The organism is Amycolatopsis tolypomycina (genome assembly GCF_900105945.1).
Classification (GTDB): domain Bacteria; phylum Actinomycetota; class Actinomycetes; order Mycobacteriales; family Pseudonocardiaceae; genus Amycolatopsis; species Amycolatopsis tolypomycina.
The window spans coordinates 2,742,614-2,765,688 of sequence record NZ_FNSO01000004.1 but is presented as its reverse complement, the minus strand read 5'-3'; the positions used below and the strand labels follow the sequence as shown (position 1 = coordinate 2,765,688).

25 protein-coding genes are annotated in these 23,075 nt (G+C 72.2%); 14 read left to right on the top strand and 11 right to left on the bottom strand.

What is annotated here, in order from left to right; genetic code table 11:
• Position 1: 1 nt before the first annotated feature.
• The 3 genes from BLW76_RS22710 to BLW76_RS22700 form a co-directional block, all read right to left on the bottom strand.
• The gene (locus BLW76_RS22710) at positions 2-448 is read right to left on the bottom strand and encodes a DUF6292 family protein (RefSeq protein WP_091310679.1); all 447 of its coding nucleotides are present in this window, start codon (positions 446-448) and stop codon (positions 2-4) included.
• Positions 449-579: 131 nt separating this feature from the next.
• On the bottom strand, positions 580-1,305 hold the full coding sequence (locus BLW76_RS22705) for an ABC transporter permease (protein WP_091310677.1): 726 nt from the start codon (positions 1,303-1,305) through the stop codon (positions 580-582).
• A complete protein-coding gene (locus BLW76_RS22700) occupies positions 1,302-2,027 on the bottom strand; it encodes an ABC transporter ATP-binding protein (RefSeq protein ID WP_091310674.1) in 726 nt (241 codons plus the stop codon). The genes BLW76_RS22705 and BLW76_RS22700 overlap by 4 nt, the downstream gene beginning before the upstream one ends.
• Before the next feature lie 125 nt (positions 2,028-2,152).
• Between BLW76_RS22700 and BLW76_RS22695 the strand changes: the two genes are divergently transcribed.
• The 7 genes from BLW76_RS22695 to BLW76_RS22670 all read left to right on the top strand — a co-directional run bounded on the left by BLW76_RS22695 (position 2,153) and on the right by BLW76_RS22670 (position 8,666).
• Entirely contained in the window at positions 2,153-3,703 is a 1,551-nt protein-coding gene (locus BLW76_RS22695) for a bifunctional aminoglycoside phosphotransferase/ATP-binding protein (protein WP_091310672.1), read from the top strand.
• The gene (locus tag BLW76_RS22690) at positions 3,703-4,713 is read left to right on the top strand and encodes an Acg family FMN-binding oxidoreductase (RefSeq protein WP_091310669.1); all 1,011 of its coding nucleotides are present in this window, start codon (positions 3,703-3,705) and stop codon (positions 4,711-4,713) included. Before BLW76_RS22695 ends, BLW76_RS22690 begins: the two co-directional genes overlap by 1 nt.
• 14 nt (positions 4,714-4,727) lie before the next feature.
• The gene (locus BLW76_RS22685; RefSeq protein WP_167384690.1) at positions 4,728-4,967 is read left to right on the top strand and encodes an SHOCT domain-containing protein; all 240 of its coding nucleotides are present in this window, start codon (positions 4,728-4,730) and stop codon (positions 4,965-4,967) included.
• The gene (locus tag BLW76_RS48670; protein ID WP_167384689.1) at positions 4,964-5,104 is read left to right on the top strand and encodes a hypothetical protein; all 141 of its coding nucleotides are present in this window, start codon (positions 4,964-4,966) and stop codon (positions 5,102-5,104) included. Before BLW76_RS22685 ends, BLW76_RS48670 begins: the two co-directional genes overlap by 4 nt.
• A 102-nt stretch (positions 5,105-5,206) precedes the next feature.
• Positions 5,207-6,568 carry a wax ester/triacylglycerol synthase family O-acyltransferase gene (locus BLW76_RS22680; protein WP_091310664.1) on the top strand — a complete coding sequence of 454 codons (1,362 nt, stop codon included), beginning with the start codon at positions 5,207-5,209 and terminating at the stop codon, positions 6,566-6,568.
• A 47-nt stretch (positions 6,569-6,615) separates the two neighbouring features.
• Positions 6,616-7,026: an ArsR/SmtB family transcription factor gene (locus tag BLW76_RS22675; RefSeq protein ID WP_091310661.1), complete on the top strand. Its 411-nt coding sequence runs from the start codon at positions 6,616-6,618 to the stop codon at positions 7,024-7,026.
• Positions 7,023-8,666: a SulP family inorganic anion transporter gene (locus BLW76_RS22670; RefSeq protein ID WP_091310658.1), complete on the top strand. Its 1,644-nt coding sequence runs from the start codon at positions 7,023-7,025 to the stop codon at positions 8,664-8,666. The genes BLW76_RS22675 and BLW76_RS22670 overlap by 4 nt, the downstream gene beginning before the upstream one ends.
• Here BLW76_RS22670 and BLW76_RS22665 read toward each other — a convergent pair.
• Positions 8,654-10,174, bottom strand: coding sequence for a WS/DGAT domain-containing protein (locus tag BLW76_RS22665; protein ID WP_167384688.1), 1,521 nt, complete (start codon positions 10,172-10,174; stop codon positions 8,654-8,656). The two genes, BLW76_RS22670 and BLW76_RS22665, sit on opposite strands and share 13 nt — an antisense overlap.
• Positions 10,175-10,315: 141 nt before the next feature.
• On the opposite strand from BLW76_RS22665, the gene BLW76_RS22660 reads away from it, so the two are divergent.
• Together BLW76_RS22660 and BLW76_RS22655 are read left to right on the top strand one after the other, a co-directional pair.
• Entirely contained in the window at positions 10,316-11,575 is a 1,260-nt protein-coding gene (locus BLW76_RS22660) for an NAD(P)/FAD-dependent oxidoreductase (RefSeq protein ID WP_091310653.1), read from the top strand.
• Positions 11,572-12,192, top strand: a complete 621-nt coding sequence (locus tag BLW76_RS22655) for a DUF998 domain-containing protein (RefSeq protein WP_167384687.1) — start codon at positions 11,572-11,574, stop codon at positions 12,190-12,192. The genes BLW76_RS22660 and BLW76_RS22655 overlap by 4 nt, the downstream gene beginning before the upstream one ends.
• A 10-nt stretch (positions 12,193-12,202) precedes the next feature.
• On the opposite strand, the gene BLW76_RS22650 is transcribed toward BLW76_RS22655, so the two are convergent.
• Genes BLW76_RS22650 through BLW76_RS22640 form a run of 3 tightly spaced genes read right to left on the bottom strand, consistent with a single transcriptional unit; the run spans position 12,203 to position 14,299 of the window.
• Entirely contained in the window at positions 12,203-13,015 is an 813-nt protein-coding gene (locus BLW76_RS22650) for a slipin family protein (RefSeq protein WP_091310649.1), read from the bottom strand.
• Positions 13,012-13,800: an ATP-binding cassette domain-containing protein gene (locus BLW76_RS22645; RefSeq protein WP_091310646.1), complete on the bottom strand. Its 789-nt coding sequence runs from the start codon at positions 13,798-13,800 to the stop codon at positions 13,012-13,014. The genes BLW76_RS22650 and BLW76_RS22645 overlap by 4 nt, the downstream gene beginning before the upstream one ends.
• Before the next feature lies 1 nt (position 13,801).
• Positions 13,802-14,299: a universal stress protein gene (locus tag BLW76_RS22640; protein WP_091310644.1), complete on the bottom strand. Its 498-nt coding sequence runs from the start codon at positions 14,297-14,299 to the stop codon at positions 13,802-13,804.
• A 158-nt stretch (positions 14,300-14,457) separates the two neighbouring features.
• Between BLW76_RS22640 and gap the strand changes: the two genes are divergently transcribed.
• Positions 14,458-15,471 carry a type I glyceraldehyde-3-phosphate dehydrogenase gene (gene gap / locus BLW76_RS22635; protein WP_091310641.1) on the top strand — a complete coding sequence of 338 codons (1,014 nt, stop codon included), beginning with the start codon at positions 14,458-14,460 and terminating at the stop codon, positions 15,469-15,471.
• Positions 15,472-15,525: 54 nt separating this feature from the next.
• Here the strand turns inward: gap and BLW76_RS22630 are convergent, their stop codons facing one another.
• Positions 15,526-15,795, bottom strand: coding sequence for a hypothetical protein (locus tag BLW76_RS22630; RefSeq protein ID WP_091310639.1), 270 nt, complete (start codon positions 15,793-15,795; stop codon positions 15,526-15,528).
• 343 nt (positions 15,796-16,138) lie between these two features.
• On the opposite strand from BLW76_RS22630, the gene BLW76_RS22625 reads away from it, so the two are divergent.
• On the top strand, positions 16,139-17,332 hold the full coding sequence (locus BLW76_RS22625) for an IS110 family RNA-guided transposase (protein WP_091310636.1): 1,194 nt from the start codon (positions 16,139-16,141) through the stop codon (positions 17,330-17,332).
• A gap of 629 nt (positions 17,333-17,961) precedes the next feature.
• On the opposite strand, the gene BLW76_RS22620 is transcribed toward BLW76_RS22625, so the two are convergent.
• Together BLW76_RS22620 and BLW76_RS22615 are read right to left on the bottom strand one after the other, a co-directional pair.
• On the bottom strand, positions 17,962-19,287 hold the full coding sequence (locus BLW76_RS22620; RefSeq protein ID WP_208613355.1) for an NAD(P)/FAD-dependent oxidoreductase: 1,326 nt from the start codon (positions 19,285-19,287) through the stop codon (positions 17,962-17,964).
• On the bottom strand, positions 19,287-19,919 hold the full coding sequence (locus BLW76_RS22615) for a CBS domain-containing protein (protein WP_244170272.1): 633 nt from the start codon (positions 19,917-19,919) through the stop codon (positions 19,287-19,289). Before BLW76_RS22615 ends, BLW76_RS22620 begins: the two co-directional genes overlap by 1 nt.
• A gap of 177 nt (positions 19,920-20,096) precedes the next feature.
• Here BLW76_RS22615 and BLW76_RS22610 point away from each other — a divergent pair, with 177 nt between their 5' ends.
• Positions 20,097-20,333, top strand: coding sequence for a PLDc N-terminal domain-containing protein (locus BLW76_RS22610; protein ID WP_091310632.1), 237 nt, complete (start codon positions 20,097-20,099; stop codon positions 20,331-20,333).
• On the opposite strand, the gene BLW76_RS22605 is transcribed toward BLW76_RS22610, so the two are convergent.
• Complete coding sequence (locus BLW76_RS22605; protein ID WP_091310629.1) at positions 20,288-21,139, bottom strand: universal stress protein; 852 nt, start codon at positions 21,137-21,139, stop codon at positions 20,288-20,290. The genes BLW76_RS22610 and BLW76_RS22605 overlap by 46 nt on opposite strands.
• A gap of 208 nt (positions 21,140-21,347) precedes the next feature.
• On the opposite strand from BLW76_RS22605, the gene BLW76_RS22600 reads away from it, so the two are divergent.
• The gene (locus BLW76_RS22600; RefSeq protein ID WP_091310626.1) at positions 21,348-21,956 is read left to right on the top strand and encodes a DoxX family membrane protein; all 609 of its coding nucleotides are present in this window, start codon (positions 21,348-21,350) and stop codon (positions 21,954-21,956) included.
• 67 nt (positions 21,957-22,023) lie between these two features.
• Positions 22,024-23,061: a zinc-dependent alcohol dehydrogenase family protein gene (locus tag BLW76_RS22595; RefSeq protein WP_091310624.1), complete on the top strand. Its 1,038-nt coding sequence runs from the start codon at positions 22,024-22,026 to the stop codon at positions 23,059-23,061.
• Positions 23,062-23,075 lie beyond the last annotated feature (14 nt).

Below are 23,075 nucleotides of genomic sequence, written 5' to 3'. Positions count from 1 at the left end.
ATCACCCCATCCGGAACGAGTACGGGAAAATCCGGCGGTGGCGGCGCAGGCGGTCCAGCAGTTCGCCGCGGTCGCCGCGCAGATCCGGCGGTACGGGCGGAGCGGACGCGCCACCGGCGGACCGGATCGCCGAGACGAATCCGCGGACGCGGGAAGGACCGGGCACGAGGTCACCGCCGAGGTAGGCCAGCACCAGCAGGTCCTCGCCGGAATGGGTCTCCATGGCGAACGCCCAGCCGTGCCGTTCGTCCCACAGCAGGGCCATGTCCCGGCCGGGGTGGCGGGACAGGCGCACGTCGAGGGCGATGTACGCCGAGGCGGGGGCGTCGAGGTCCACGGTGCAGGACTCCTCCCCCACGCCGACCGCGGCGCTCACCGCGGCCAGGTACCCGGTCAGCCCGCTGCGCAGGCCGTGATCACGGTCGATTCCGGTGAGCAGGGGAATCACTCTCCAACGCCGGGGGTCGTGCACCGGCCACAGCGGACCGGATCTGTTCGGGATCCGACGGTACGTTCGTGCGTGCGCCGGCGGATGGCGTCGTTGGACCTTGCCGCCAGGGACTTTCGTCACCAGTGACCTCACGGCGTGCGGCGGCGCAGGGTCGCCGCGCCCAGCAGCAGCGCCAGCACGGCGCAGCCGGCGATGATCCCGATGTCGCGCACCAGGGTGCCGTCGACCTCGGCCGAGCGGGTCACCTGCGTCAGCGCGTCCACCGCGTAGGACAGCGGCAGGACGTCCGACACCGCGCCGAGCACCCAGCCCATCTCCCCGCGCGGCACGAACAGGCCGCACAGCAGGAACTGCGGCAGCACGAACACCGGCAGGAACTGGATCGCCTGGAACTCGGTGCGGGCGAACGCGCTGACGAACAGGCCGAGCGCGGTGCCGAGCAGCGCGTCCAGCACCACGACCAGCAGCAGCACCCAGACCGAGCCGGCGATGTCGAGCCCCAGCCAGGTCAGGGAGATCCCGGCGGCCACGACCACCTGCAGCGTCGCGAGCAGGCCGAACGCCAGCGCGTACCCGAGGAGCAGGTCGAGCTTGCCGATCGGCAGCGTCATCAGGCGCGTCAACGTCCCCGACGTGCGTTCGCGCAACGTCGTCACCGAGGTCAGCAGGAACATGATCGTGAACGGGAAGATGCCGAGCAGGGCCGGCGCGACCGCGCTGAACCGCTGCTCGGAGTTGAGCACGTACCGCAGCAGGATCATCAGCACGCTGGGCACCGCGACCAGCAGCACGATCGTGCGCGGGTCGTGCCGCAGCTGGGTGAGGATCCGCCGGGTGGTGGGCAGGGCGCTCATCGCGAGGCCTCCGAACGGCCCTTGATCAGGCGCAGGAACGCCTGCTCGAGATCGGGTGCGCCGGTCTCCGTCCGCAGCGCCTCCGGGGTGCCGCGGGCGAGGAGCTGCCCGCGGTGCAGCAGCAGGAGGTCGTCGCAGCGGGCGGCCTCGTCCATGACGTGGCTGGAGATCAGCAGCGTGACGCCGGTGGCGGCCAGCTCGTGGAACAGCCGCCACAGCTCGTCGCGCAGCTCGGGGTCGGAGCCGACCGTCGGCTCGTCCAGCACCAGCAGCTCGGGCGTGCCCAGCAGCGCCGCCGCCAGGTTGGCCCGGCCGCGCTGGCCGCCGGAGAGGCGGCCGACCAGGACGCGGGCCGACGACGTGAGCCCCGTCCGGGTGATCACCCGGTCCACATCGGACGCCGGGCAGCCGAGCACCGCGGCGAAGTAGCGCAGGGCTTCGGTCACCGTCAGGTCCGCGTAGAGCGCCGGGTCCTGGGTGGCGTAGCCGATCCGCCGGCGCAGCTCGGGGTGGCCCGCGGGCCTGCCGAGCACCTCCACGCGCCCGGACTCGACCACCTGCACGCCGACGATCGAGCGCATCAGCGTGCTCTTGCCGCAGCCGTTCGGCCCCAGCAGGCCGGTCACCGTCCCGCGACGCACGGCGAAGCCGATGTCGCGCAGCACCTCGTCGCCGCCGCGGCGGACCCGCAGGCCGGCCACGACGATCGCCGGCTCGTCCACGACGTCTCCTTCCGCCGGGCACCATGGTGAACGCCGGGGACGGGTCCGGGGAGGTTTCCCCGGTCACCGGTCCCGGTGACTTTCGTCCCCGGTGCAAACCGCCGCGAGGAGCCGATCCTGGCGGCATGGACGAACCCTGGGCCGACGTGCGCGAGACCCACATCGGTGCGGTCTTCCTCGTCGGAGACCTCGCCTACAAGCTGAAGAAGCCGGTCGACCTCGGCTTCCTGGACTTCTCGACGCGGGAAGCCCGCGAACGGGCGTGCCACCGGGAGGTGGAGCTGAACCGGCGGCTGGCCCCCGACGTCTACCTCGGGGTCGCCGAAGTCACGGGCCCTGGCGGCGAGGTCCGCGACCACCTGGTGGTGATGCGCCGGATGCCGGAAGACCGGCGGCTCTCGACCCTGGTCCGGCGCGGCGCACCGCTGCCCGCGACGATCCGGGCCCTGGCGCGGCAGCTGGCCGCCTTCCACGCCCGAGCCGGACGCGGGCCGGAGATCGACGCCGACGAGACCCGCGACGCCGTCCGGAACCGGTGGCGCGACAGCTTCGCCCAGGTCCGGCCCTTCCACGGCGACGTACTCGACCCCGCTACCGCCGGCGAGATCGAAGAACTCGCCGAGGAGTTCCTCGCCGGCCGCGCACCCCTGTTCGACCGCCGGATCGCCGAGGGGCACGTCGTCGACGGCCACGGGGACCTGCTGGCCGATGACATCTTCTGCCTCGACGACGGCCCTCGCGTGCTGGACTGCCTGGAGTTCGACGACCACCTCCGGCACGTCGACGTGCTCGACGACGTCGCCTTCCTCGCGATGGACCTCGAGCGGCTCGGCGCTCCCGCGTTCGGCGACCAGCTCCTGCGCGACTACCGCGAATTCACCGGCGACCCCGCGCCCCCGGCGCTGGTGCACCACTACCTCGCCTACCGCGCGTTCGTCCGCGCCAAGGTAGCCTGCCTCCGCCACGCGCAGGGCGATCCGCGAGCGGCTGAGCTGGCCCGCGAGTACGCCGACCTCACTCTGGAGCACCTGCGGTTCGGCCAGGTCCGCCTGATCCTCGTCGGCGGCGCGCCCGGCACCGGCAAGTCCACCATCGCCGGCGGGCTCGCCGACCGGCTCGGCGCCACGTTGCTGCAGTCCGATCGCCTGCGCAAGGAACTGGCCGGGCTCACGCCGGTCCGGCGTCCCGCCGAGGGCTACCGCGAAGGCATCTACGACGCCAGCCACACGGACGCGACCTACGCCGAACTCGTGCACCGCGCCGGCGAACTGCTGGCGCTGGGCGAAACCGTGGTGCTGGACGCGTCGTGGAACGCGGCCTCGCACCGGGCGCTCGCCGCCGCGGCCGCCGGGCGGACGAGCAGCCCGCCGGCCGCCATCCGCTGCCTGGCACCGGAAGCGATCGCCGTGCACCGCATCACGGCCCGGACCGGTGCCCTGTCCGACGCCACCCCCGAGATCGCGCGCCGGATGGCCGTGGACGCCGACCCCTGGCCCGAAGCGCATCCGCTGCCGACCAGCGGAACACCCGCGGAGTCGCTCGCGCGAGCCCTGGCCTGTCTGGTGCCCGAGCACCGAAAGTCCCCCGAGCGAAGGCACTCCGGCCCTCCCGACGGCCGCGACCGCGGTGCGAGGGTCAAGGCGGCAGAAACTTCCGACGACGAGGCAGGCCGATGATGGACCGAGCATTCCCGGACGACTTCACCGTCAAGACCGCGGTCGCGATGGCGGTCCGCGCGCCGTCGGTGCACAACTCCCAGCCGTGGAACTGGCGGCTCGGCGACAGCTCCCTGCACCTCTACGCCGACCCGGAGCGGCGGTTGCCCGAAACCGACCCGGACGGCCGCGACCTGATCCTCAGCTGCGGTGCCGCGTTGCACCACCTCCGGGTCGGCTTCGCCGCACTCGGCTGGGCCGCGGAAGTGCACCGCCTGCCGAACCCCGGCGAGCCCGACCACCTGGCGGCGATCACGCTGCACCCGCACAACCCGTCCCAGGACGAGATCGCCATGGCCGCAGCCATTCCCCGGCGGCGGACCGACCGGCGCCGCCACAGCTCCTGGGTCGTCCCGCGCGGACACGTCGAAGCGATGTCCCGCGCGGCCGCGCTGGAAGGCACCGTGCTGCAGGCCGCCGACAACTCGGCGCGGTACTACCTGGCGACGGCGATCGAGGAGGCCGCGGACCGGCACGCCGCCGACCCGGCCTACCGCACCGAGCTGGCGGCGTGGAGCGGACGGCGTCTCTCGCCCGACGGCGTCCCCGCCCGCAACACCCCGGCACCGGACGACACACCCGGCGCGCTCCGGACCCGGCCCTTCGCCGACCCGTTGCTGGCCCAGCCGGTGGGCGCCAAGGCCGAGGACGACGAGACCGTCCTGCTGGTGCTGAGCACCGCGTCCGACGACCGGATGTCGCGGCTGCGGGCCGGCGAAGCGACGAGTGCCGTGCTGCTGACGGCGAACGCCTTCGGCCTGTCCTCGTGCCCGCTGACCGAGCCGCTCGAGCTGCCGGACGTCCGCGACACCGTGACCGAACACGTCACCGGCGGGTCGTTCCCCCAGATGGTGCTGCGCATCGGCTGGGCACCCGCCAACGCCGAGCCGCTGCCCGCCACTCCGCGCCGCGACCTCGAGGACGTGCTGCAGCCACTCGACGCTCCCCCGAAGCACTTCCAGGCCTACTAGGAAAGGAGCCGGTCATGCCGTATTGGCACTATCCCGGAACCATGGGCTGGGCCGGCGGCATCGGCATGCTCGTGCTGATGGCGCTGGTGCTCGCCGCACTCGTCGCGCTCGTCGTCGTCCTGGGACGGCGGGGACCGCAGCCGCCGCCTCCGGCCGACCCGGCGCGGCGCATCCTCGACGAACGGTTCGCCCGCGGCGAGATCGACCAGGAGGAGTACGAACGCCGCCGAGACGCCTTGACGAGAACGAGATGACCTCACGCGGGCGGGTGGCGCTCGTCGCGCTGGTGTGCGGCCTGGCCATCGCCGGCTGCGGGAGCGACCGGGCCGGCGCCGCCGGCGAGCACGCTGCCCCCGGCGTTGGTCCTCCCGGCACCCGCAACGACTCCTAGGCTTCGCCGGCTCCTCCGAAGGGCTCAGCACGTTCGCCGCCGGGTCCGCGCACAGCTGCCATTCCGCGTGTCGTCGTCGACATCGCACCCCGAGAGGACGTCATGGACCGGCTCGGCCCGCTCGACGCGGCCTTCCTCGAGATCGAGGACGAGGACCCCAGCTCATCGATGGCGATCGCGTCGATCGCCATCGCCGAGGGACCGCCCCCGGGCCTCGACGAGTTCACCGCCGCCGTGCTCGCACGGCTGGCCGGCATCCCGCGCTACCGGCAGAAAGTGCGCGCTGTCCCGTTCGACCTCGCGCCGCCGCTCTGGGTCGACGACCCGGCGTTCGACGCGGGAGCGCACTTCGCGCGGATCGCGCTCCCCGCGCCGCACGACGAAACCGCGCTCTGCGAACTGGTCGCCCTGCTGATGAGGGACCGGCTCGAACGCGACCGCCCGCTCTGGGAGTTCTGGGTGATCGAAGGCCTCCCCGACGGGCGCTGGGCGATCCTGACGAAGGTGCACCACGCCCTGGCCGACGGACTGGCGGCCACGCGGCTGCAGACCGTCCTGTTCGGCGACGCCCCGGCCGACCCGCGTCCGGCCGCGGAAGCGGCCGACCCGGGCACGGCCGAGCTGCTGCTGGACGCGGTCGGCTCGCTGCTGCGGACGCCGTGGACCCAGACCCGGCTGCTCGCCCGCGAGCTGCTGCACCCGAACCGGCTGGCCCGCCGCGTCAGCGACGCCGCCCGTGGTCTCGCGGCGATGACGTCCGCGCTGCTGCCGGTTACAGCCACGCCGTTGACCGGCCCGCTCGGGCGCGACCGGCGCTACTCGACCGCGTCGGTGCCGCTGGCCGACGTCCAGGCCGTCGCACGGGCCTTCGACGTCACGGTGAACGACGTCCTGCTGGCCGCGGTCACCGGCGGGTTCCGGGAACTGCTGCTGCAGCGCGGCGAGACACCCGCCGCCGACAGCGTCCGGTCGCTGGTGCCGGTATCCGTGCGGACCGGCACCGCGCTCGACAACGAGGTCTCGCTCCTGCTGCCGCTGCTGCCGGTCGACCTGACCGACCCGGCCCAGCGGCTGGTCCGGGTGCACCGCCGGCTGGGCATGCTGAAGGCCGCCAAGGAGGCCGACGCCGGCGCGCTGCTCACCGCCACCGCGGCGCACGAGCCGTTCGCCCCGGTCGCGTGGGCGATCCGGGCGGCCGCGCACCTGCCGCAACGCAACATCGTCACGGTGACGACCAACGTGCGCGGCCCCGCCGAACCGCTGTTCGCCCTCGGCCGCCGGATCGTCCGGATCCACCCGTACGTGCCCATCGCGCTGCGGGTGCGGATCGGCGTGGCGATGCTCAGCTACGCCGGGGAGGTGACGTTCGGGATCACGGCGGACGCGGACGCGGTCCCGGACACCGACGTGCTCGCCAAGGCGATCGAGCGGGAGTTCCCGGCACTGCTGGCCGCGGCCCGCTGAAGCCATGGGTTGATGGATTGATAGAATCATCAATCCAGGAGGTGCCCATGCCCGCCCGCTCCCGCACGACCGAGCCGCTCTACCGGATCAAAGCCGACCTCTTCAAGTGCCTGGCCCACCCGATCCGGATCCAGGTGCTGGAGGTGCTCGCCGCGGCCGGCGAACAGAGCACGCCGGTCACCCGGCTGCTCGAAGTGACCGACTGCGAAGCGTCCCACCTCTCCCAGCACCTCGCCGTGCTCCGCCGCAGCGGAGTCGTCACCTCCACCCGCACCGGCAACGCCGTCGAGTACTGGCTCGCCCAGCCCCTCGTCGCGGAGCTCCTGGTCGTGGCCCGCGCCTTCCTGCTGTCCAGCCTGACCCCGGACTCCGCCCGGCTCCGGACCGCCCAGGAACTGCCGCCGCTGCCCGGAGCCAGCCCGCAGGCCATCCTCGACGCGATCGCGGCCAAGGCGTGAGCCGCCTCGCGACCGCCCGGGAGCTGCTGCCCGGCCGCGCCGACTACGACCTGCGCCCGCCGATCCTGCGCGCGGACCTCCTCGCCGGCGTCACCGTCGGCGTCGTGGCCCTCCCGCTCGCGCTGGCCTTCGGCATCAGCTCGGGCGCCGGCGCGGCCGCCGGGCTCATCACCGCCGTGGTCGCCGGGATCGTGGCCGCGGTCTTCGGCGGTTCACCGGTCCAGGTCTCCGGCCCGACCGGGGCCATGGCCGTCGTCCTGGCGCCGATCGTCGCCGTCCACGGGATGTCCTCGGTGGCGCTGGTCTCGATCCTCGGCGGAGTGGTCGTGCTCGCCGCGGGCGCGGCACGGCTGGGCAGGCTGGTGGGCTACCTGCCCTGGCCGGTCGTCGAGGGGTTCACGCTCGGCATCGCCTGCATCATCTTCCTCCAGCAGATCCCCGCGGCCGTCGGGACGACCGCGCCGCCGGGGCGCAATCCGTTGCTGGGTGCGGGGTCCGCCCTCGCGAACGCCGGCAGCGCGGCGGGCTGGACGGTGGCGACGGTCGCCGTCGTGGCGGTGATCATGCTCGCGCTGCCGAAGCTGCACCGCGGGATCCCGGCGTCCCTGGTGGCGGTGGTCCTCGCGACCGTCGGTGCCGAAGTCACGCATGCCCCGGTGCCGCGCATCGGGACCCTGCCGAGCAGCCTCGTCCCCACCCTGCCGCACTTCGACCTCGGCGTGGTCCGCGATCTCGCCGGAGCCGTCGTCGCCGTGGCCGCACTCGCGGCCATCGAATCCCTGCTGTCGGCCCGGGTCGCCGCGACGATGACCCGTGGCGGCCCGCCGGTCGAGCCCACCCGCCCGGACCGCGAGCTCATCGGCCAAGGCCTCGCCTCGATCGCCAGCGGGCTGTTCGGCGGGATGCCCGCGACCGGCGCGATCGCCCGCACCGCGGTCAACGTCCGCTCCGGCGCGCGCACGCGGCTCGCGTCCATCAGCCACGCGCTGGTGATCCTCGCCGTGATCTACGCCGCCACCGGGCTCGTCTCCCGGATCCCGCTCGCCGCCCTCGCCGGTGTCCTGCTGATCACGAGCCTGCGCATGGTGCCACTCGCCACGATCCGCGAAGTCGTCCGGGCGAGCCGATCCAGCACAGTCACCTTCGCCGTGACCGCGCTCGTCACCGTCGCTGCCGACCTCATCCTCGCGGTGGAGATCGGCTTGCTGGTCGCCGCGTTCTTCGCGCTGCGCCACCTCGCCCGGGCCGCCCGGGCCCGCCGCGACACCCTGCCCGGCCCGGCCGCCGACGGCGACGAGCACATCGCGATCTTCCGGTTCGAGGGCGCGATGTTCTGGGGTGCTTCGGAACGGGTCGTCACCGAGATCGCGGCCGCGGCCGACGACGTCCTCGTCGTCATCCTGCGGTTCTCCCGCCTGCACCTGCTCGACGCGACCGGCGCGAAGGCGCTCGGCGAGACCATCGGGGAGCTGGAGGCGCGGGGCGTCATGGTGCTGCTGAAGGGAATCCAGGACCACCACCAGCACCTGCTGACCACCACCGGCGTCCTCCGCACCGGCAGCCACCTCTTCACCCATCTCGACGACGCGGTCGCCCACGCGCGTGCCCACGTGCAACGCGCGTCGGCTCAGGCTCGCTGAGCTGCTTCGACGAATTCCGCCGCCAGCGCGTCCACCAGAGCCTCCGGGTCCGGGATCAGTTTCCGGTCGGTGCCGAACCCGAACCGCACCTCCCCGGCGTAGCTGAAGATGCAGATGGTGATCGCCTGGCGGCCGCTGCAGGGCGCCCAGCCGACGATCCCGGCCACCTCCGCGCCCGCCAGCGTCCTGCGCGCCCGTGGGCCGGGCACGTTCGTCAGCACCCCGACCGCCTTGCCGGCGAAGAACCGGCTCACGGGCCGGCCCAGCACCGCCGGGCTCTGCGCGATCGCGTACTGCACACCGAACGTCAGCGCCGGTTCGACGGAGTCACGGATCCGGGCGACCCGCCGGTGCACCTCGGCGAGCCGCTCGGCGAACGTCCGGCGGCCGAGCGGCAGCTGGGCCAGCACCAGCGAGAAGTGGTTCCCGAGGGTGGCCGGGAGCTCGTCGTCGAAGGACGACAGGCTCACCGGGATCAGCCAGCCCAGCTCCGACGGCCCGGGCCGGGCGGTTCCGTGGCTGGTGAAGTACCGGTCGAGGGCGCCCGCGACGAGCGCGGTGCAGACGTCGTTGATCGTCGTCCCGGTGTCGTGGCCGATCCGGCCGAGCGTGATCAGCGGCACCGGGTCACTCCACGCCGCGGTCTTCTCGACGCCCGGTTCGCCGTCCCACAGGCCGGTGGCGGTCGACGGTCCGAGCAGCTCGCCGGTCCCGGTCGCGCTGTGCCAGAGCGTTGTCGCCGCGCTCGCGACCGTGTCGACCGCGCGCCGGGGACCGCCGTCGAGGGCCGACGACAGGAATCCGGCGACCGCGCCCGTGGCACCGACCGCAGCGGTCGCGCCGAGGAACGGCAGGGCTACTGCGGTCTCCAGCACCGGGTGGACGCGGGCGGCCTGCTGCTGGACCCTCGCACCGGTGTCGCCGAGGACCCGCAGCGCGGTGGCGCCGAGCCGGACCACGGGCTGGGCCACCGGTTCGCGGTGGGGTGCGGCCCCGCCGACCTTCGCGTGCGGAGCCGTCTCCCTCTCGACCGGGTCGAGGAGGCTGAACAGGACCTGCGTCAACCGGATGCCATCGGCCATCGCGTGGTGGGTGCGGCACACGAGCGCGCTGCCGCCGCGGTAGCCCTGCAGCAGGTCGATGGTCCACAGTGGACGCCGTGGGTCGAGCGGCTCGCCGCGACGCGCCGCGACGAACGCCTGCAGAGCCGCCTGGTCGGCGGGCGACGGCAGATCCCGCACGACGAGGTGCTTGCCCAGCTCGAAGCCGGGATCGGTCTCCCAGGCGAGCGTACGGCCGTGCCGGACGGCCCGCTGGAAGTACACCGGGTACCGCGCGAGCAGGCGGTCGGACACGAGCGACCGCAGCCGCGCCGAGTCCACCGGCGTGCTCGTCCAGAGCACCGAGGTGACGACCATCGGGTTCTCGGGCCGGTCCAGGTGCAGCCACAGGCTGTCCTGCGCCGGCATCCGGCGGTGCGGCCCGACGGTTCTCCGCGTGTTCGGCACCCTTCCACTGTGCTGCGGCACCGAATCCGGCGAAAAGGGCCGGAAGTCCCTCGCCCGTGCGGCCGAGGACCCTGCCTCCGCTCCCCCTTCCGAGCCCATCGTGAAGTGTCGGCCGACCCACCGGAGCATCGGAGAAGACTCATGTCCCCCACCCACGTAGTCGTTCTGGGCAGCGGGTTCGCCGGGCTGGAGACGGCGTTCGCGCTGCGCGCGCTGGCGAACCCGGACCGCGTCCGGCTGACCCTCGTCTCCGACCGGGACGATTTCCTGTTCCGCCCCAACAGCATCTACCTGCCCTTCGGCGCGGCCGAGGCGCCGTTGCACGTGCCGCTGGCGAAGCCGTTGCGGCGCCGGGAGATCGAGGCCCGGGTGGCCAGTGCCGAAGGCGTCGACACCGAGCGCGGCGTCGTGCACACCTCCCACGAACCGGTCCCCTACGACCACCTGGTCATCGCGACCGGCGCCGCGATGCGCCCCGAGGAGGTGCCCGGCCTGGCCGAATACGCGCGCACCGTGTGGACCCCGGGACAGCTGCACGCACTGGGCGAGGAACTGCAGTGGGTGGCCCAGCACGCCCGGCACGGCCGCCTGCAGCAGGTCCTGTTCCTCGTGCCGCCCGGCAACAAGTGCGCCGGCCCGTTGTACGAGATCACGCTGATGCTCGACACCTGGCTGCGCCGTCGCGAGGTTCGCGACAACGTCCAGATCGCCTTCGCCACCTCTGAGAAGAGTTACGTGCAGGCGTTCGGGCCGAAGCTGCACGACGTGGTGGCCGCGGAGTTCGCCGCCCGCGGCATCGAGGGCCGCACCGGCGTAGAGCCCGACAAGGTGAGCGAGCTCGAAGTGGCGTTCACCGACGGTACTTCGCACGAGTTCGACCTGCTGGTGGCGTTCCCGCCGTACGTCGCCGCCCAGCGCTTCGAGGGCCTCCCGGCCGACGACCGTGGCTTCCTCGTCTGCGAGGAGAGCAAGCGCGAGGTGCTCGGGCACCCGGGCGTCTACGCGCCCGGCGACGCCGGCGACTTCCCGGTGAAGCAGGCGTTCCTGGCCCTGCTGCAGGCCCAGGCGGTGGCCGGCCAGATCGCCGCCGACACGGGCGTGCACCTGCCGGGGCCCGGGTTCGAGCCGGTGAGCATGTGCGTGCTGGAGATGTTCGACAAGGCGACGTTCGCGCAGGTCCCCCTGTCGGTCACCGGCGACCCGGCCCGCCCGGTCGTCGTCGACCCGGCGAAGCTCGATGCCTACCGCGTCGGCACGTCGGCGGCCTGGCGGCTGGGCAAGAAGGCGCTCGGCACGTACGTCCCGGGCCGCTTCCGCGCCGGCCTGCCGGTGCACGCGGGTGCCGGCTGGGACTCGATGGCGTTCGGCCTGCGGGGTGCGACCCGCTGGCTGGCCCGGTGAGCCCGAGGCGGTTGCTGGTCCCGGCCGTCGTCGCGGCGGTGGTGGTCTACGCCGCCGCCGACGTGCTGTCCTCGTGGCGGTATGCCGGCTACCGCGCCCGGGACCAGGCGATCAGCGAGCTGAGCGCGTTCGGGTCGCCGGTGCGGCCGCTGATGGTGAGCGCGATCCTGGTCCACAACGTCCTGTTGCTGGTGTTCGGGATCGGGGTCGTGCTCGCGGCCCGCCGCCGGATCGTGCGGTTGATCGGCACTCTGCAGATCGCCGACTTCGTTCTCGTGGGCCTCGCGACGCACACGTTCTGGGCGATGAGCTCGCGTGGCCGGCCACCGGGGTTCAACGACACCATGCACATCGCGCTGTCGGGCGTGTTCAGCCTGCTCGTGCTGGCGATGCTGATCCTCTCGGCGGTCGCCTTCCCGGGCTGGTTCCGCTGGTACGCGCTCGCGACCACGGTCGTGGTCGCCGGTTTCGGCGTCGCGTCCGCGTTCGCGATGCGCGGGCTCGACCGGAACGACACGCCGTGGGCCGGCGGGTTCGAGCGCATCAACGCCTACGCCTACTTCGCCTGGCTCGTGCTGCTGGCCGTGCAGGTGGCCCGCACCGCCCGAAAGCGGTGAGGGCCACACTTCAGCGAGGCGCCGGGACCGCCGCTTCTCCGTTGGACACCGCCGCCGGAGCAGCGGCGGCCGCTTCGCGGGCGAGGAACGTGCCCAGCTCGCCGATCGTGCTCATCAGCGGCGCCGGGAACACCACCGTGCTGTTGTGGTCGACCCCGATCTCCATCAGCGTCTGGAGGTTCCGCAGCTGCAGCGCCAGCGGGTGCGCCATCATCGTGTCCGACGCCGTGCCGAGCGCCGCCGCGGCCTGGGCTTCGCCCTCGGCGTTGATGATCTTGGCTCGCTTCTCGCGCTCGGCTTCGGCCTGCTTGGCCATGGCCCGCTTCATCGACTCCGGCAGCTGGATGTCCTTCAGCTCCACCAGGGTCACGTCGACGCCCCACTCGGTGGTGGTCACGTCGAGGATCTGCCGGATGTCGGAGTTGATCTTGTCGGTCTCGGCCAGCGTCTCGTCCAGGGTGTGCTGGCCGACGACCTTCCGCAGCGTCGTCTGGGCGATCTGGTCGATCGCCGCGTAGACGTTTTCGATTGCGACCACCGACTTCGTCGCGTCCACCACCCGGAAGTACGCCACCGCCGAGACGTCGACGCTGACGTTGTCGCGCGTGATGATGCCCTGCGACTGGATCGGCATCGTGACGATCCGCAGGGACACCCGGCGCAACACGTCGATCACCGGGATGATGAACCGCAGCCCGGGCTCGCGGACCCCGACCACCCGGCCCAGCCGGAACAGCACCCCCCTCTCGTACTGCTTGACGACCCGGATCGACAGCGCCAGTCCGGCGATGACGACCCCGGCGACGATCAACCACACGGTCATGACGCGACTCCCTTCGTTCGGGCCGGGACGCTCCAGCGGTCGGAGCGGCCCGCGGTCATCAGGTCGACGACCGTTTCCTTGGTCAGCTCGTCGGTGGCGTACACGCCCGCCATCCGGCCGAGGTACAGCACCGCGATCCGGTCGGCCACGTCGAAGACGTCGTTCATGTTGTGCGACACCACGACCACGCCGAGCCCGCGCTCGGCCAGGCGGCCGACCAGCTCCAGCACGACCTCCGTCTGTGCCACGCCGAGCGCCGCGGTCGGCTCGTCCATGATGACCAGTTTCGAGTGCCACAACACGGCTTTCGCGATCGCCACCGCCTGGCGCTGGCCACCCGACAGCGACCCGACCGGCTGGCGGACCGACGTCACCGTCGTCACGCCCAGACTGTGCAGCGTCTCCTTCGCGGCCAGCTCCATGCGGTCCTCGTCGAGCGACACGTGCCGGACCTTTTCCCGGCCCAGGAACATGTTCTGCACGATGTCGAGGTTGTCGCACAGGGCCAGGTCCTGGTACACGGTCTCGATGCCGAGCCCGGCGGCGTCCCGCGGCGTGCGGATGCGCACCGGTTGGCCTTCCCAGTCGATCTCGCCGGCGTCCGGGACGTGGATGCCGGCTATGCACTTGATCAGCACGGACTTGCCCGCGCCGTTGTCACCGACCAGCGCGGTCACCTGCCCGGCCGGGACGTCGAGGTCGACCCCGGCCAGTGCCTGCACCGGCCCGAACTTCTTGGTGAGGCCCCGGACGCGCAGCAGCGGCCGGTCGGCGGTGGTGGTCACGTCAGGCCGTTTCCCCGGTGACTTCGGCCAGCCGCCGGCCGAGGGGGCTGTCCGGCGTGCGTGCCGGCGGCGGGATCACGGCAACCGGGCAGGTCGCGTGCCGCAGGCAGGCGCTGCTCACCGAGCCGGCGAGGGCCGCACGGACCTTGCCCTTGCCGTGACTGCCGACCACCAGCATGGTCGCTTCCTTCGCCCGCTCGGTCAGCACCCCGGCGGGATCGCCGTCGGGCGCCGAGCACCGGGCGGTCACGCCGGTGAGGTCCTTCGTCACCGCGGTGACGAGCTTCTCCAGCTCGTGGACGTGCACCCGGCGGGCTTCCTCGAGAGTCCGGTTCACGGACGCGTCGTCGAGCATCGCGTCGTGCAGCCACACCGTCACGACGTCCAGTTCGGCGCCGCCGGCCGCCGCCTGCCCGGCCGCCCACACGAGCGCGGCCGTACCGGCGTCGGAACCGTCGACACCGACCACGATCCGGCCTCTCGCCGTTGCTTCGGTCATCACCGCTCCTTCCGCAGTCTCCCGCACCTTCAGCGAACTCCTCGCGCGCGCCGGGCGAAGCGGTCGTTCTGCCCGACCTGCGAGGACCAAGGGCCCTACGCGCGAAGACGCGCGGTGCAGACCATCAAAGGGAAACGAACAACGACAGGGAGAGACCCATGACGGTCAGCCTCGGGATCAACGGCTTCGGCCGGATCGGCCGCGACATCCTCCGGTGCGTGCTGGAAACCCCGGACAGCCCGATCGACGTGGTCGCGGTCAACGACATCACGTCCCCGGACATGCTGGCGCACCTGCTCACGCACGACTCCACCTACGGACGGCTACGCACGCCGGTCGAGGTTGTCGAAGGCGAGGCGCTGCGCGTCGGCGACCACCTGATCCAGGTGAGCTCGACCGCGGACCCCGCGCAGCTGCCGTGGGGCGAGTACGGCGTGGACGTCGTCGTCGAATCGACCGGCAAGTTCCGCACCCGTGAAGCCGCCGGAGTGCACCTCGCCGCCGGAGCGAAGAAGGTCGTGATCTCCGCGCCCGGCAAGGACGTCGACGCGACCATTGTGCTCGGGGTCAACGAAGGCGACTACGACCCCGCGAACCACCACATCATCTCCAACGCCTCGTGCACGACCAACTGCGTCGCCCCGATGGTGAAGGTCCTGCACTCCGCGTTCGGCATCCGCCGCGGCCTGCTCACCACGATCCACAGCTACACCGGCGACCAGGCCCTGCTGGACCGCCCGCACAAGGACCCGCGCCGCGCCCGCTCGGCGGCGGTCAACGTGGTGCCCACCAGCACCGGCGCGGCGAAGGCGATCGGCCTGGTGCTCCCGGAGCTGGCCGGCAAGCTCGACGGCGTCGCGGTCCGCGTCCCGGTCGAGGACGGCTCGCTGACCGACCTGACGGTGGAGCTCGAGCGCCCGGTGACGGCCGAGCAGGTCAACCACGCGTTCGCCGAGGCCGCCGACGGCGACCTCAAGGGCATCCTGCGCTACACCGAGGCCCCCATCGTGTCCCGCGACATCATCGGCGATCCGGCCTCCTGCGTGTTCGACGCCCAGCTGACCAAGGCCGACGCGCACCTGGCGAAGGTGTTCGGCTGGTACGACAACGAATGGGGCTACGCGACCCGCACGGTCGAGCTCGTCGAGCTGATCGGGCGGTCGCTGGGCTGAGTGCCCCGGGTGCCCGCCGGTGACCCGGCCCGGCGGGCGCCCGTCCCCAGCCTCTCAGCAACCTGCCGGGCAGGTGCGGGCCGAACCGGCACACCGGCCTCGCCGGCCCGGGGGCTTCGCCGTCGGCGGGACCGCGTCCGGATCGGGTTGATCCGCCCCGGGAACGACCACGATCAGGTTCCGGTAGGCGAGGCTGCCGTCGTCGTCGCCGCGGACGAGGAAGACCGGCTCCGCGTAGTAGCTCCGCCAGGGACCCACGATCCCGACGTCGGAGCGGTCGGCGGGCAGGCCGAAGAACGCGATGTACCCGTCCTGGCCGCTCACCGCGCGCGACGATCGCTCCGGTCACCTGGTTGCGCAGGTACACCTTCACTCCCGGCACGGGGTCGTACGCCGGCGAGCACCCGCAGTGCTGGACCCGGCCGGGAGTGTGCCCCCGTTACCTTTTTCGTGGTTCCTGATCAAGGAGCTGTGGTCGCCAGGCCCGGCATGACTTGCGCCCCCAGTCGAACCCATGATCCGGGGGGTGGTGTCACCGGGTCTGGTGGCATCGAGGGACCGCTGATAGGGACACGGCCACCAGCTTGGTAGGTCTCGTCGTAACGTGGGTGCCGGCCATCGATGCCTGATCGGTGACCACGTCGCGGCGAACGAAACGGCATAGTGGATGAGCGGCAGCTTCAGCGTGTTTCTCGGCCTGGACGTCGGCAAGGACACCCATCACGCGGTCGGCCTGGACCCCGAGGGCAACCGTCTGCATGACGGGCCGCTGCCCAACACCGAACCGAAACTGAAGGCCCTGTTCGACAAGCTCGCTCAGCATGGGCCGCTGCTGGTCGTGGTGGACCAACCGGCCACGATCGGGGCGTTGCCGGTCGCGGTCGCCCGCGCCGCCGGGCACCAGGTGGCTTATCTGCCCGGGCTGGCGATGCGCCGCATCGCCGATCTCTACCCGGGTCGGGCCAAGACCGACGCCCGGGACGCGTTCGTCATCGCCGACGCCGCCCGCTCCCTGCCCCACACCCTCCGGCCCGTCGACGTCGGTGACGAAGCCCTGGCCGAGCTGGAGGTGCTGGTCGGGTTCGACGATGACCTGGCCGGCGAGGCCACCCGGATCAGCAACCGCATCCGCGGCCTGCTCACCGGCATCCACCCCGCCCTCGAACACGCCATCGGCCCCAAGGTCAGCCACCCCGCGGTGCTGGAGATCCTGTCCCGTTGCGGCGGCCCGGCCGGGATCGCCAAGGCCGGCCGCCGCCAACTGACCGCGATCGCGAAGGTCCACGCGCCTCGGATGGGTGAGCGGCTGGTCGAGGCGATCATGGCCGCGCTGGCCGAGCAGACCGTCACCGTCCCGGGCACCGCCGCGGCCGACACGGTCTTGCCGCGGTTGGCCGACAGCTTGAAAGCGGTTCTCCTGCAGCGGAAACAGGTGGCGGAGCAGGTGGAGGGGATACTTGATGCGCACCCTCTTGCCGGGGTCCTGACCTCGATGCCCGGCATCGGAGTCAGGACCGCAGCCCGCATCCTCCTCGAGGTCGGTGACGCCTCCAACTTTGCATCCTCGGCGCATCTGGCCGCCTACGCCGGGATCGCGCCGGTCACCCGCAGCTCCGGCACATCGATCAAGGGTGAACATCCAGCCCGGACCGGCAACCGCCAGCTCAAACGCGCGTTCTTCCTCGCCGCTTTCGCGGCCCTGGCGGATCCGACCAGCCGGGCCTACTACGACCGCAAACGCACCGAGGGCAAGAAACACAACGCTGCGCTGATCTGCCTGGCCCGCCGCCGCTGCGACGTCCTCTACGCCATGCTCCGCAACGGCACCCACTACCGCCAACCCGCTCCCGCCGCGGCTTGACAACCACATAGGGACACCCCCCCGGCCCGGCCGGGGGTCCAGCACGCCCAGGCCGATCGGCGCGCGCTCGTCGCTTGCCCAGCAGGACCCGGTCACGCCGGGCAACGGGCCACGGCCCTTGTTGGACACCGTGACGGTCATCCGCGCCGTGTCGCCCTTGACGTAAGTCGGCGCGGACAACCTCCCTGTTCCGGTGAGCCAGCCGGTGATGTCGTACTCGCCCTGAAGCACCATCTCCGGTTCACGGCCCCCGGTCACCTCCACGACGGGGTAGTCGAAGACCCAGTTGGGCGAGCACGAGGTACCTGCCGGTGAAGCCGTCCCAAGTGTGGGGCGTCAACGTTCGAACGCCACGGTCAGCAGCGGGCGGCGCGGAAGCCGACGTGGTCGGCACCGGCGTCGTGCTGGACGCGGACGGTGGCGGGTCCTTCACCTCCGTCTCCGACGGCTTCACCGATGTGGGTGACGGCTTCGTCGTCGGGGTTTCCGGCGTGGCCGGTGGCGGGGAATCCGCCGCCGGTGCGGTGGAAGCGGTGCCTCGGTCTGCGCCGCGAACACCGGCCCGGCCGAGACGCCGAGGGACATCGCCACCGCCAACGTGGCCGCCGCGGCGACCCGGGACATTCGTTTCATTCCCACTCCTCCCGTTGCGCGGCCTCCACCGGCCGCCACGCGCGTGGTCCGGAGAGCCGAGGCGGGAAGAAACCGGTGCTCAGCGTCCGGCCGGTTCCGGGAACTGCTTGCCCACAAGCGGCATCGCTCGACATGCCGGGAAGGTCACGGCCGGGCAGCAGGTGGTGCCAGTAGAACCACGAGGACACCAGCTTCCCGAGGTGGTTGAGCCGCGACTCCTTGAGCAGCGGCAACCCTGCCTCCGCCGGGAAGTGACCGGGGAGCGGCCCGGTTTCGTAGTTGAAGTCCAAGAGCAGGGCCTTGCCGAAACCGCTTTCGACGAAGCAGGTGGTGTGGCCGTCGAAACTCGCGTCGAGCGGCCTGCCGTCCAGGAACTGCCCGACGTTGCGAGCCAGCACCTCGCCCTCGAAGTGCGTCACCGAGGCGGTCTTGGCGGCCGGGAGCGCCGCGGCGTCCCCGATGACGAAGATGTTGTCCTTCACGTCGGCTCGCAAGGTGTGTTCGTCGGCGCGGACGAACCCGCGCTCGTCACCCAGGCCGGGTGAACGGTCCACATAGGACGCCCCAGCGTGGAGCGGCACGACCACCGCCTGGTCGAAGCCGACCTCCCGGCCGTCGGCCGACACCAGCCGCCCGCCGGTGCCGTCGACGAAGCCGGTGGCGAACCCGGTCACCAGCTCGATGTTCTTCGCGGCCAGCAGCTCCGCGAGCGTCCGGGCGGCCACCGGCTCGTCGAACGCGGCTCCGAGCGGCGTCACGTAGGTCAGCTCGACCCCCTCCCGGACGCCGCGTACGGTGAAGAACCAGTCGGCGAGGAGGCAGAACTCGAGCGGCGCGACCGGGCACTTGACCGGAAGCCCCATGACGTCCACCACCAGGCGGCCACCGTCGAACGCCGCCAGCGCCGAAGCCAGGCCCACCGCGCCGTCGAGGTCGTAGAACGTATCGACGTGGGAACGCCAGCCCGGCCCGGTGAGCCCCGCGGTCTTCTCCGGCCGGAGCCGGGCGCCGGTGGCGATCACGAGAGCGTCGTAGCGGAGCACGGTCCCATCGGCCAGGTGCACGCGATCGGCGTCGATGTCGACGCACTCGACCTCGCTGCGGTGGTAGCCGGTCCCGTCGGCCAGCTGCCGGGGACGCGACCGGACGAGGTCGCCGCCGCCGGCCGTCCCGAACGGCACGAACAGCAGGCCCGGCTGGTAGACGTGGTGGTCGTCCCGGTCGACGACGGTGATCCGCGCGCCGTCGCCGAAGTCACGGGACAAGCGGTTCGCCGCGAGCGTGCCGCCGGTTCCCCCGCCGAGGATGACGATGCGTTTCATCAGCGCAGCCCGGCAGCCGCGCCGTCGTCCTGGGTGTACTTCAGGCGGTTGCGGACCGCGACCACGCCGGGCACGGACTCGGTCAGCCACTCCGCACGCTCCACCTCGCTGCGCCGGTCGATCACCCCGCCCAGCGTCACGACGCCGTCGTCGACCTGGACCGTGACCGTCGACGGGTCCGCCCAGATCGACCGCTGCAGCACCTCGCGCTCGACGATCTCCTTGATCTCCTCGTCCGGACGCAGGAAGGAGCGCAGGACGTCGCGGCGGGCGAGGACGCCGATCAGCCGGCCGGAGCCGTCGACGACGTACAGGCGGCGCAGCTTCGCCTCCACCAGCCGGCGGGCCGCTCCGGCCACGGGCTCGTCCTTGGCGACCGTCGGCACGCGGCGGGTCATCAGTTCCCGCGCGGTCAGCCCCTGCGCCTTCGTCCACACCCGGCGCTTCCAGAAGACCGGCTCCGGCTTGCTGTCGCCGCGGTGGCGGGCCAGCAGGTCCGCTTCGTCGACCACGCCGATCGGGCGCCGGTGTTCGTCGAGCACCGGGATCGCGGCGATGCCGTGCTCCGCCAGCAGCGAGACGAGCTCCTTGAACGTCGTCGCGGGACCGGCGGTCACCACCGGCCAGGTCATCAGATCCGATACCTGCGGACCGCGCATCACACACCTCCGTCGGACGGTTCCTTTCACGCTACGAATCCGCATCGCCGCCGGTCTGCGGGCGACGGTCCCCGGCCCAGGGGTCTTTCGCCCCTTTGCCCCGCGCCTGCCGATGCCCTTGCCTGGAACACCTACCGGAAGGAGATTCCCATGAACGACCGCAAGCGGTGGCGCGACCTGAGTCCCCGGCAGCGCGGCCGGATCCGCCTCGCCGCGAGCGTCCAGCTGCTGCTCGCCGCGGCGGCGTGGTGGGACCTCGCGCACCGGCCTGCCGCACAGGTCCGTGGCCCGAAATGGCTGTGGGCCCTGGTGATCGCGGTCAACTTCGCCGGTCCGGTGCTCTACTTCGCCCGCGGACGCGCCACCACCACCGGGCAGAGCGCGTAGGACATCAGCGCCTGGCTCGTCGACCCGAGGGCCAGGCCGCCGAACCCGCCCCGGCCCCGGCTGCCGACGACCAGCAGCTGCGCCCGGTCGGCGAAGTCCAGCAGCCGCTCGGCCGCGCGGCCGGCCACGACCTCGCGGTCCACCACCACGTCCGGGTACTTCTCGGCCCAGCCGGCCAGCCGCTGAGCCAGCAGCTCCCGTGCGTACTCCTCGGCGGTCGTTCCCGTGTCCCACCAGCCGTCGCGATGCCGGCAGTGCACCGCGATCAGCCGGGCGCCCCGCCACGACGCCTCCTCGTACGCGACCGCGATGGCTTCCTCGCTCGCCGGGCTGCCGTCGACCCCGACCACGACCGGCCCTTCGGCGGGCGGCTCGTCCTCACCGGCGTGCGGACGGATCAGCGCGACCGGGCACCGCGCGTGCGCGGCGAGCGCCACCGTGACCGACCCGACCAGAACCCGGCCCAGCGGCCGCAGTCCCGGCGTGCCGAGCACGAGCATCGCGGCGCCGCCGGACTCGGCGACCAGGGCGTCGGCGGGCCGTTCGGAGCGCAACACCGTTGCGGCTTCGACGCCCGAAGCCGCGTCACGAGCCTCGGCCAGCATGACCCGTCCTTGCGCCCCGGCCGCTTCCAGCAGCTGCTCGTACGTCGGATCGGCCCTCGGATAGGGCGCGGGCAGTTCCGGCAGGGCGTGCACCAGGCGCAGGCCGAGCCGCCGTGCCCGGGCGACGCGCGCGGCCCACTGCACCGCCGCGAGTGCGCCGGCCGAGCCGTCGACGCCGACCACCAGATCCGTGCCACTCATCCGTTTCCCCTTTCGTTTCAAGAAAGCCAACCGGCCTCCGCCCATTCCCGCGCGAGGCTTCGGCCCCGTTCCGGGAGGACTTCGGTCCTTCTCGCGAGGTCCTCGTCAACCGGCGCCCAAGGACCTTCCAGCCGGGGACTTTCGACTCCGGAAACCCTGGTGGCACCGGAACAGACTGACCGCAGCACTGAAGGAACGGAGGTTTGCCATGTCCATCCAGCCGGACGAAAAGAAGACGGCCGCCGCCCAGGTCCCGGCTCACCGGGTCACCGAACCGGCGCCGGTCCCCGATTTCGTCGCCGGGCCCACCGTCGCCTGGAAGTCCCTGGCCGTCCTGCGCATCGCCACCGGGTTCGTCTTCCTGTGGGCGTTCCTCGACAAGCTGTTCGGGTGGGGCTACGCGACCCCGTCGAAAGGCGCCTGGCTCAACGACGGCTCGCCGACCAAGGGCTTCCTCAGCGGCGTCCACGTCGGACCGTTCGAGTCGATGTTCCACGCCTGGGCCGGCACCTGGTGGGCCAACTGGCTGTTCATGCTCGGCCTGGCCGCCATCGGCATCGCCGTCATCGCCGGCATCGGCCTGCGGCTGAGCGCCGCCGCGGGCACGCTGATGATGCTCCTGATGTGGGCCGCCGAATGGCCGCTCGCCCTCAGCACCAGCACCGGCGAAGCCACGCGCTCCACCAACCCCCTCATCGACTACCACATCATCTACGCGCTCGTCCTCATCGCGCTGGCCGCCGCCGCGGCCGGGAACACGTGGGGCCTCGGCCGCCGCTGGGCCGCCCTCGTCGGCGACCGCACGTGGCTGCGCTGAACACCTCACCCCAGGGCGCCCGCCGGCCGGCGGGCGCCCTTTCCCCTGCCCGAAAGGAATCTGAACGATGAAGGCACTTGTGTACGACGGACCCGGCCGGCGCAGCTGGACCGACCACGCCGACCCCGAACTCACCGCATCCACCGACGCGATCGTCCGGGTCGACGCGGTCACCATCTGCGGCACCGACCTGCACATCCTCAAGGGCGACGTCCCCGAGGTGGAGCGCGGCCGGATCCTGGGCCACGAGGCGGTCGGCACGATCGTCGAGACCGGATCCGCCGTCACCGGCGTCAAATCCGGCGACAAGGTCCTGGTGTCCTGTATCTCGGCCTGCGGCCGGTGCGAGTACTGCCGGAAGGCGGCCTACGGCCAGTGCCTCGGCGGCGGAGGTTGGATCCTCGGGCACACGACCGACGGCGTCCAGGCCGAGTACGCCCGCGTTCCGTTCGCCGACACCTCGACCTACGTCCTGCCCTCCGGGGTGAGCGACGAGTCGGCGCTGATGCTGGCCGACATCGTCCCGACGTCGTACGAAGTCGGTGTCCGCAACGGCGGGGTCAAACCGGGTGACACGGTGGTCATCGTCGGGGCCGGGCCGATCGGGCTGGCCGCGATCACCAACGCCCAGCTGTTCGCCCCGAGCACGATCATCGTGGTGGACAGGGAACCGGCCCGCCTCGACGCGGCGAAGTCGTTCGGCGCGGACGTGCTGGTGCAGCCGGGCGACGCGGCGGCCGCGGTGGCCGAGGCGAGCGGCGGGCTCGGCGCCGACGTGGCGATCGAAGCCGTGGGCGTTCCGGAGACGTTCGAACTGTGCGCGAAGCTGGTCCGGCCGGGCGGGCACGTGGCGAACGTCGGCGTGCACGGAGCCCCGGCGACGCTGCACCTCGAACAACTGTGGATCAAGAACGTGACGATCACGACCGGTCTGGTCGACACGTCCAGCACGCCGATGCTGCTGCGGATGCTGGCGGCGGGCCGGCTGGACACGAGCCGGTTCGTCACCCACCGGTTCGGGCTGGACGAGATGGACGAGGCCTACGACGTCTTCGCCCACCCGCAGGACAGCAACGCACTGAAGGTCGCCCTGTTCCGCAGCTGAAGACACGTTTCCGA

What these genes read in the sequence shown, in the direction of transcription:
- BLW76_RS22705 (WP_091310677.1), bottom strand. Translation starts at nt 1,305, where the DNA reads ATGAGCGCCCTGCCCACCACCCGGCGGATCCTCACCCAGCTGCGGCAC.
- BLW76_RS22695 (WP_091310672.1), top strand. Translation starts at nt 2,153, where the DNA reads ATGGACGAACCCTGGGCCGACGTGCGCGAGACCCACATCGGTGCGGTC.
- BLW76_RS22690 (WP_091310669.1), top strand. Translation starts at nt 3,703, where the DNA reads ATGGACCGAGCATTCCCGGACGACTTCACCGTCAAGACCGCGGTCGCG.
- BLW76_RS22685 (WP_167384690.1), top strand. Translation starts at nt 4,728, where the DNA reads ATGCCGTATTGGCACTATCCCGGAACCATGGGCTGGGCCGGCGGCATC.
- BLW76_RS48670 (WP_167384689.1), top strand. Translation starts at nt 4,964, where the DNA reads ATGACCTCACGCGGGCGGGTGGCGCTCGTCGCGCTGGTGTGCGGCCTG.
- BLW76_RS22680 (WP_091310664.1), top strand. Translation starts at nt 5,207, where the DNA reads ATGGACCGGCTCGGCCCGCTCGACGCGGCCTTCCTCGAGATCGAGGAC.
- BLW76_RS22675 (WP_091310661.1), top strand. Translation starts at nt 6,616, where the DNA reads ATGCCCGCCCGCTCCCGCACGACCGAGCCGCTCTACCGGATCAAAGCC.
- BLW76_RS22660 (WP_091310653.1), top strand. Translation starts at nt 10,316, where the DNA reads ATGTCCCCCACCCACGTAGTCGTTCTGGGCAGCGGGTTCGCCGGGCTG.
- BLW76_RS22650 (WP_091310649.1), bottom strand. Translation starts at nt 13,015, where the DNA reads ATGACCGTGTGGTTGATCGTCGCCGGGGTCGTCATCGCCGGACTGGCG.
- BLW76_RS22640 (WP_091310644.1), bottom strand. Translation starts at nt 14,299, where the DNA reads ATGACCGAAGCAACGGCGAGAGGCCGGATCGTGGTCGGTGTCGACGGT.
- gap (WP_091310641.1), top strand. Translation starts at nt 14,458, where the DNA reads ATGACGGTCAGCCTCGGGATCAACGGCTTCGGCCGGATCGGCCGCGAC.
- BLW76_RS22625 (WP_091310636.1), top strand. Translation starts at nt 16,139, where the DNA reads ATGAGCGGCAGCTTCAGCGTGTTTCTCGGCCTGGACGTCGGCAAGGAC.
- BLW76_RS22620 (WP_208613355.1), bottom strand. Translation starts at nt 19,287, where the DNA reads ATGAAACGCATCGTCATCCTCGGCGGGGGAACCGGCGGCACGCTCGCG.
- BLW76_RS22615 (WP_244170272.1), bottom strand. Translation starts at nt 19,919, where the DNA reads ATGACCTGGCCGGTGGTGACCGCCGGTCCCGCGACGACGTTCAAGGAG.
- BLW76_RS22610 (WP_091310632.1), top strand. Translation starts at nt 20,097, where the DNA reads ATGAACGACCGCAAGCGGTGGCGCGACCTGAGTCCCCGGCAGCGCGGC.
- BLW76_RS22605 (WP_091310629.1), bottom strand. Translation starts at nt 21,139, where the DNA reads ATGAGTGGCACGGATCTGGTGGTCGGCGTCGACGGCTCGGCCGGCGCA.
- BLW76_RS22600 (WP_091310626.1), top strand. Translation starts at nt 21,348, where the DNA reads ATGTCCATCCAGCCGGACGAAAAGAAGACGGCCGCCGCCCAGGTCCCG.
- BLW76_RS22595 (WP_091310624.1), top strand. Translation starts at nt 22,024, where the DNA reads ATGAAGGCACTTGTGTACGACGGACCCGGCCGGCGCAGCTGGACCGAC.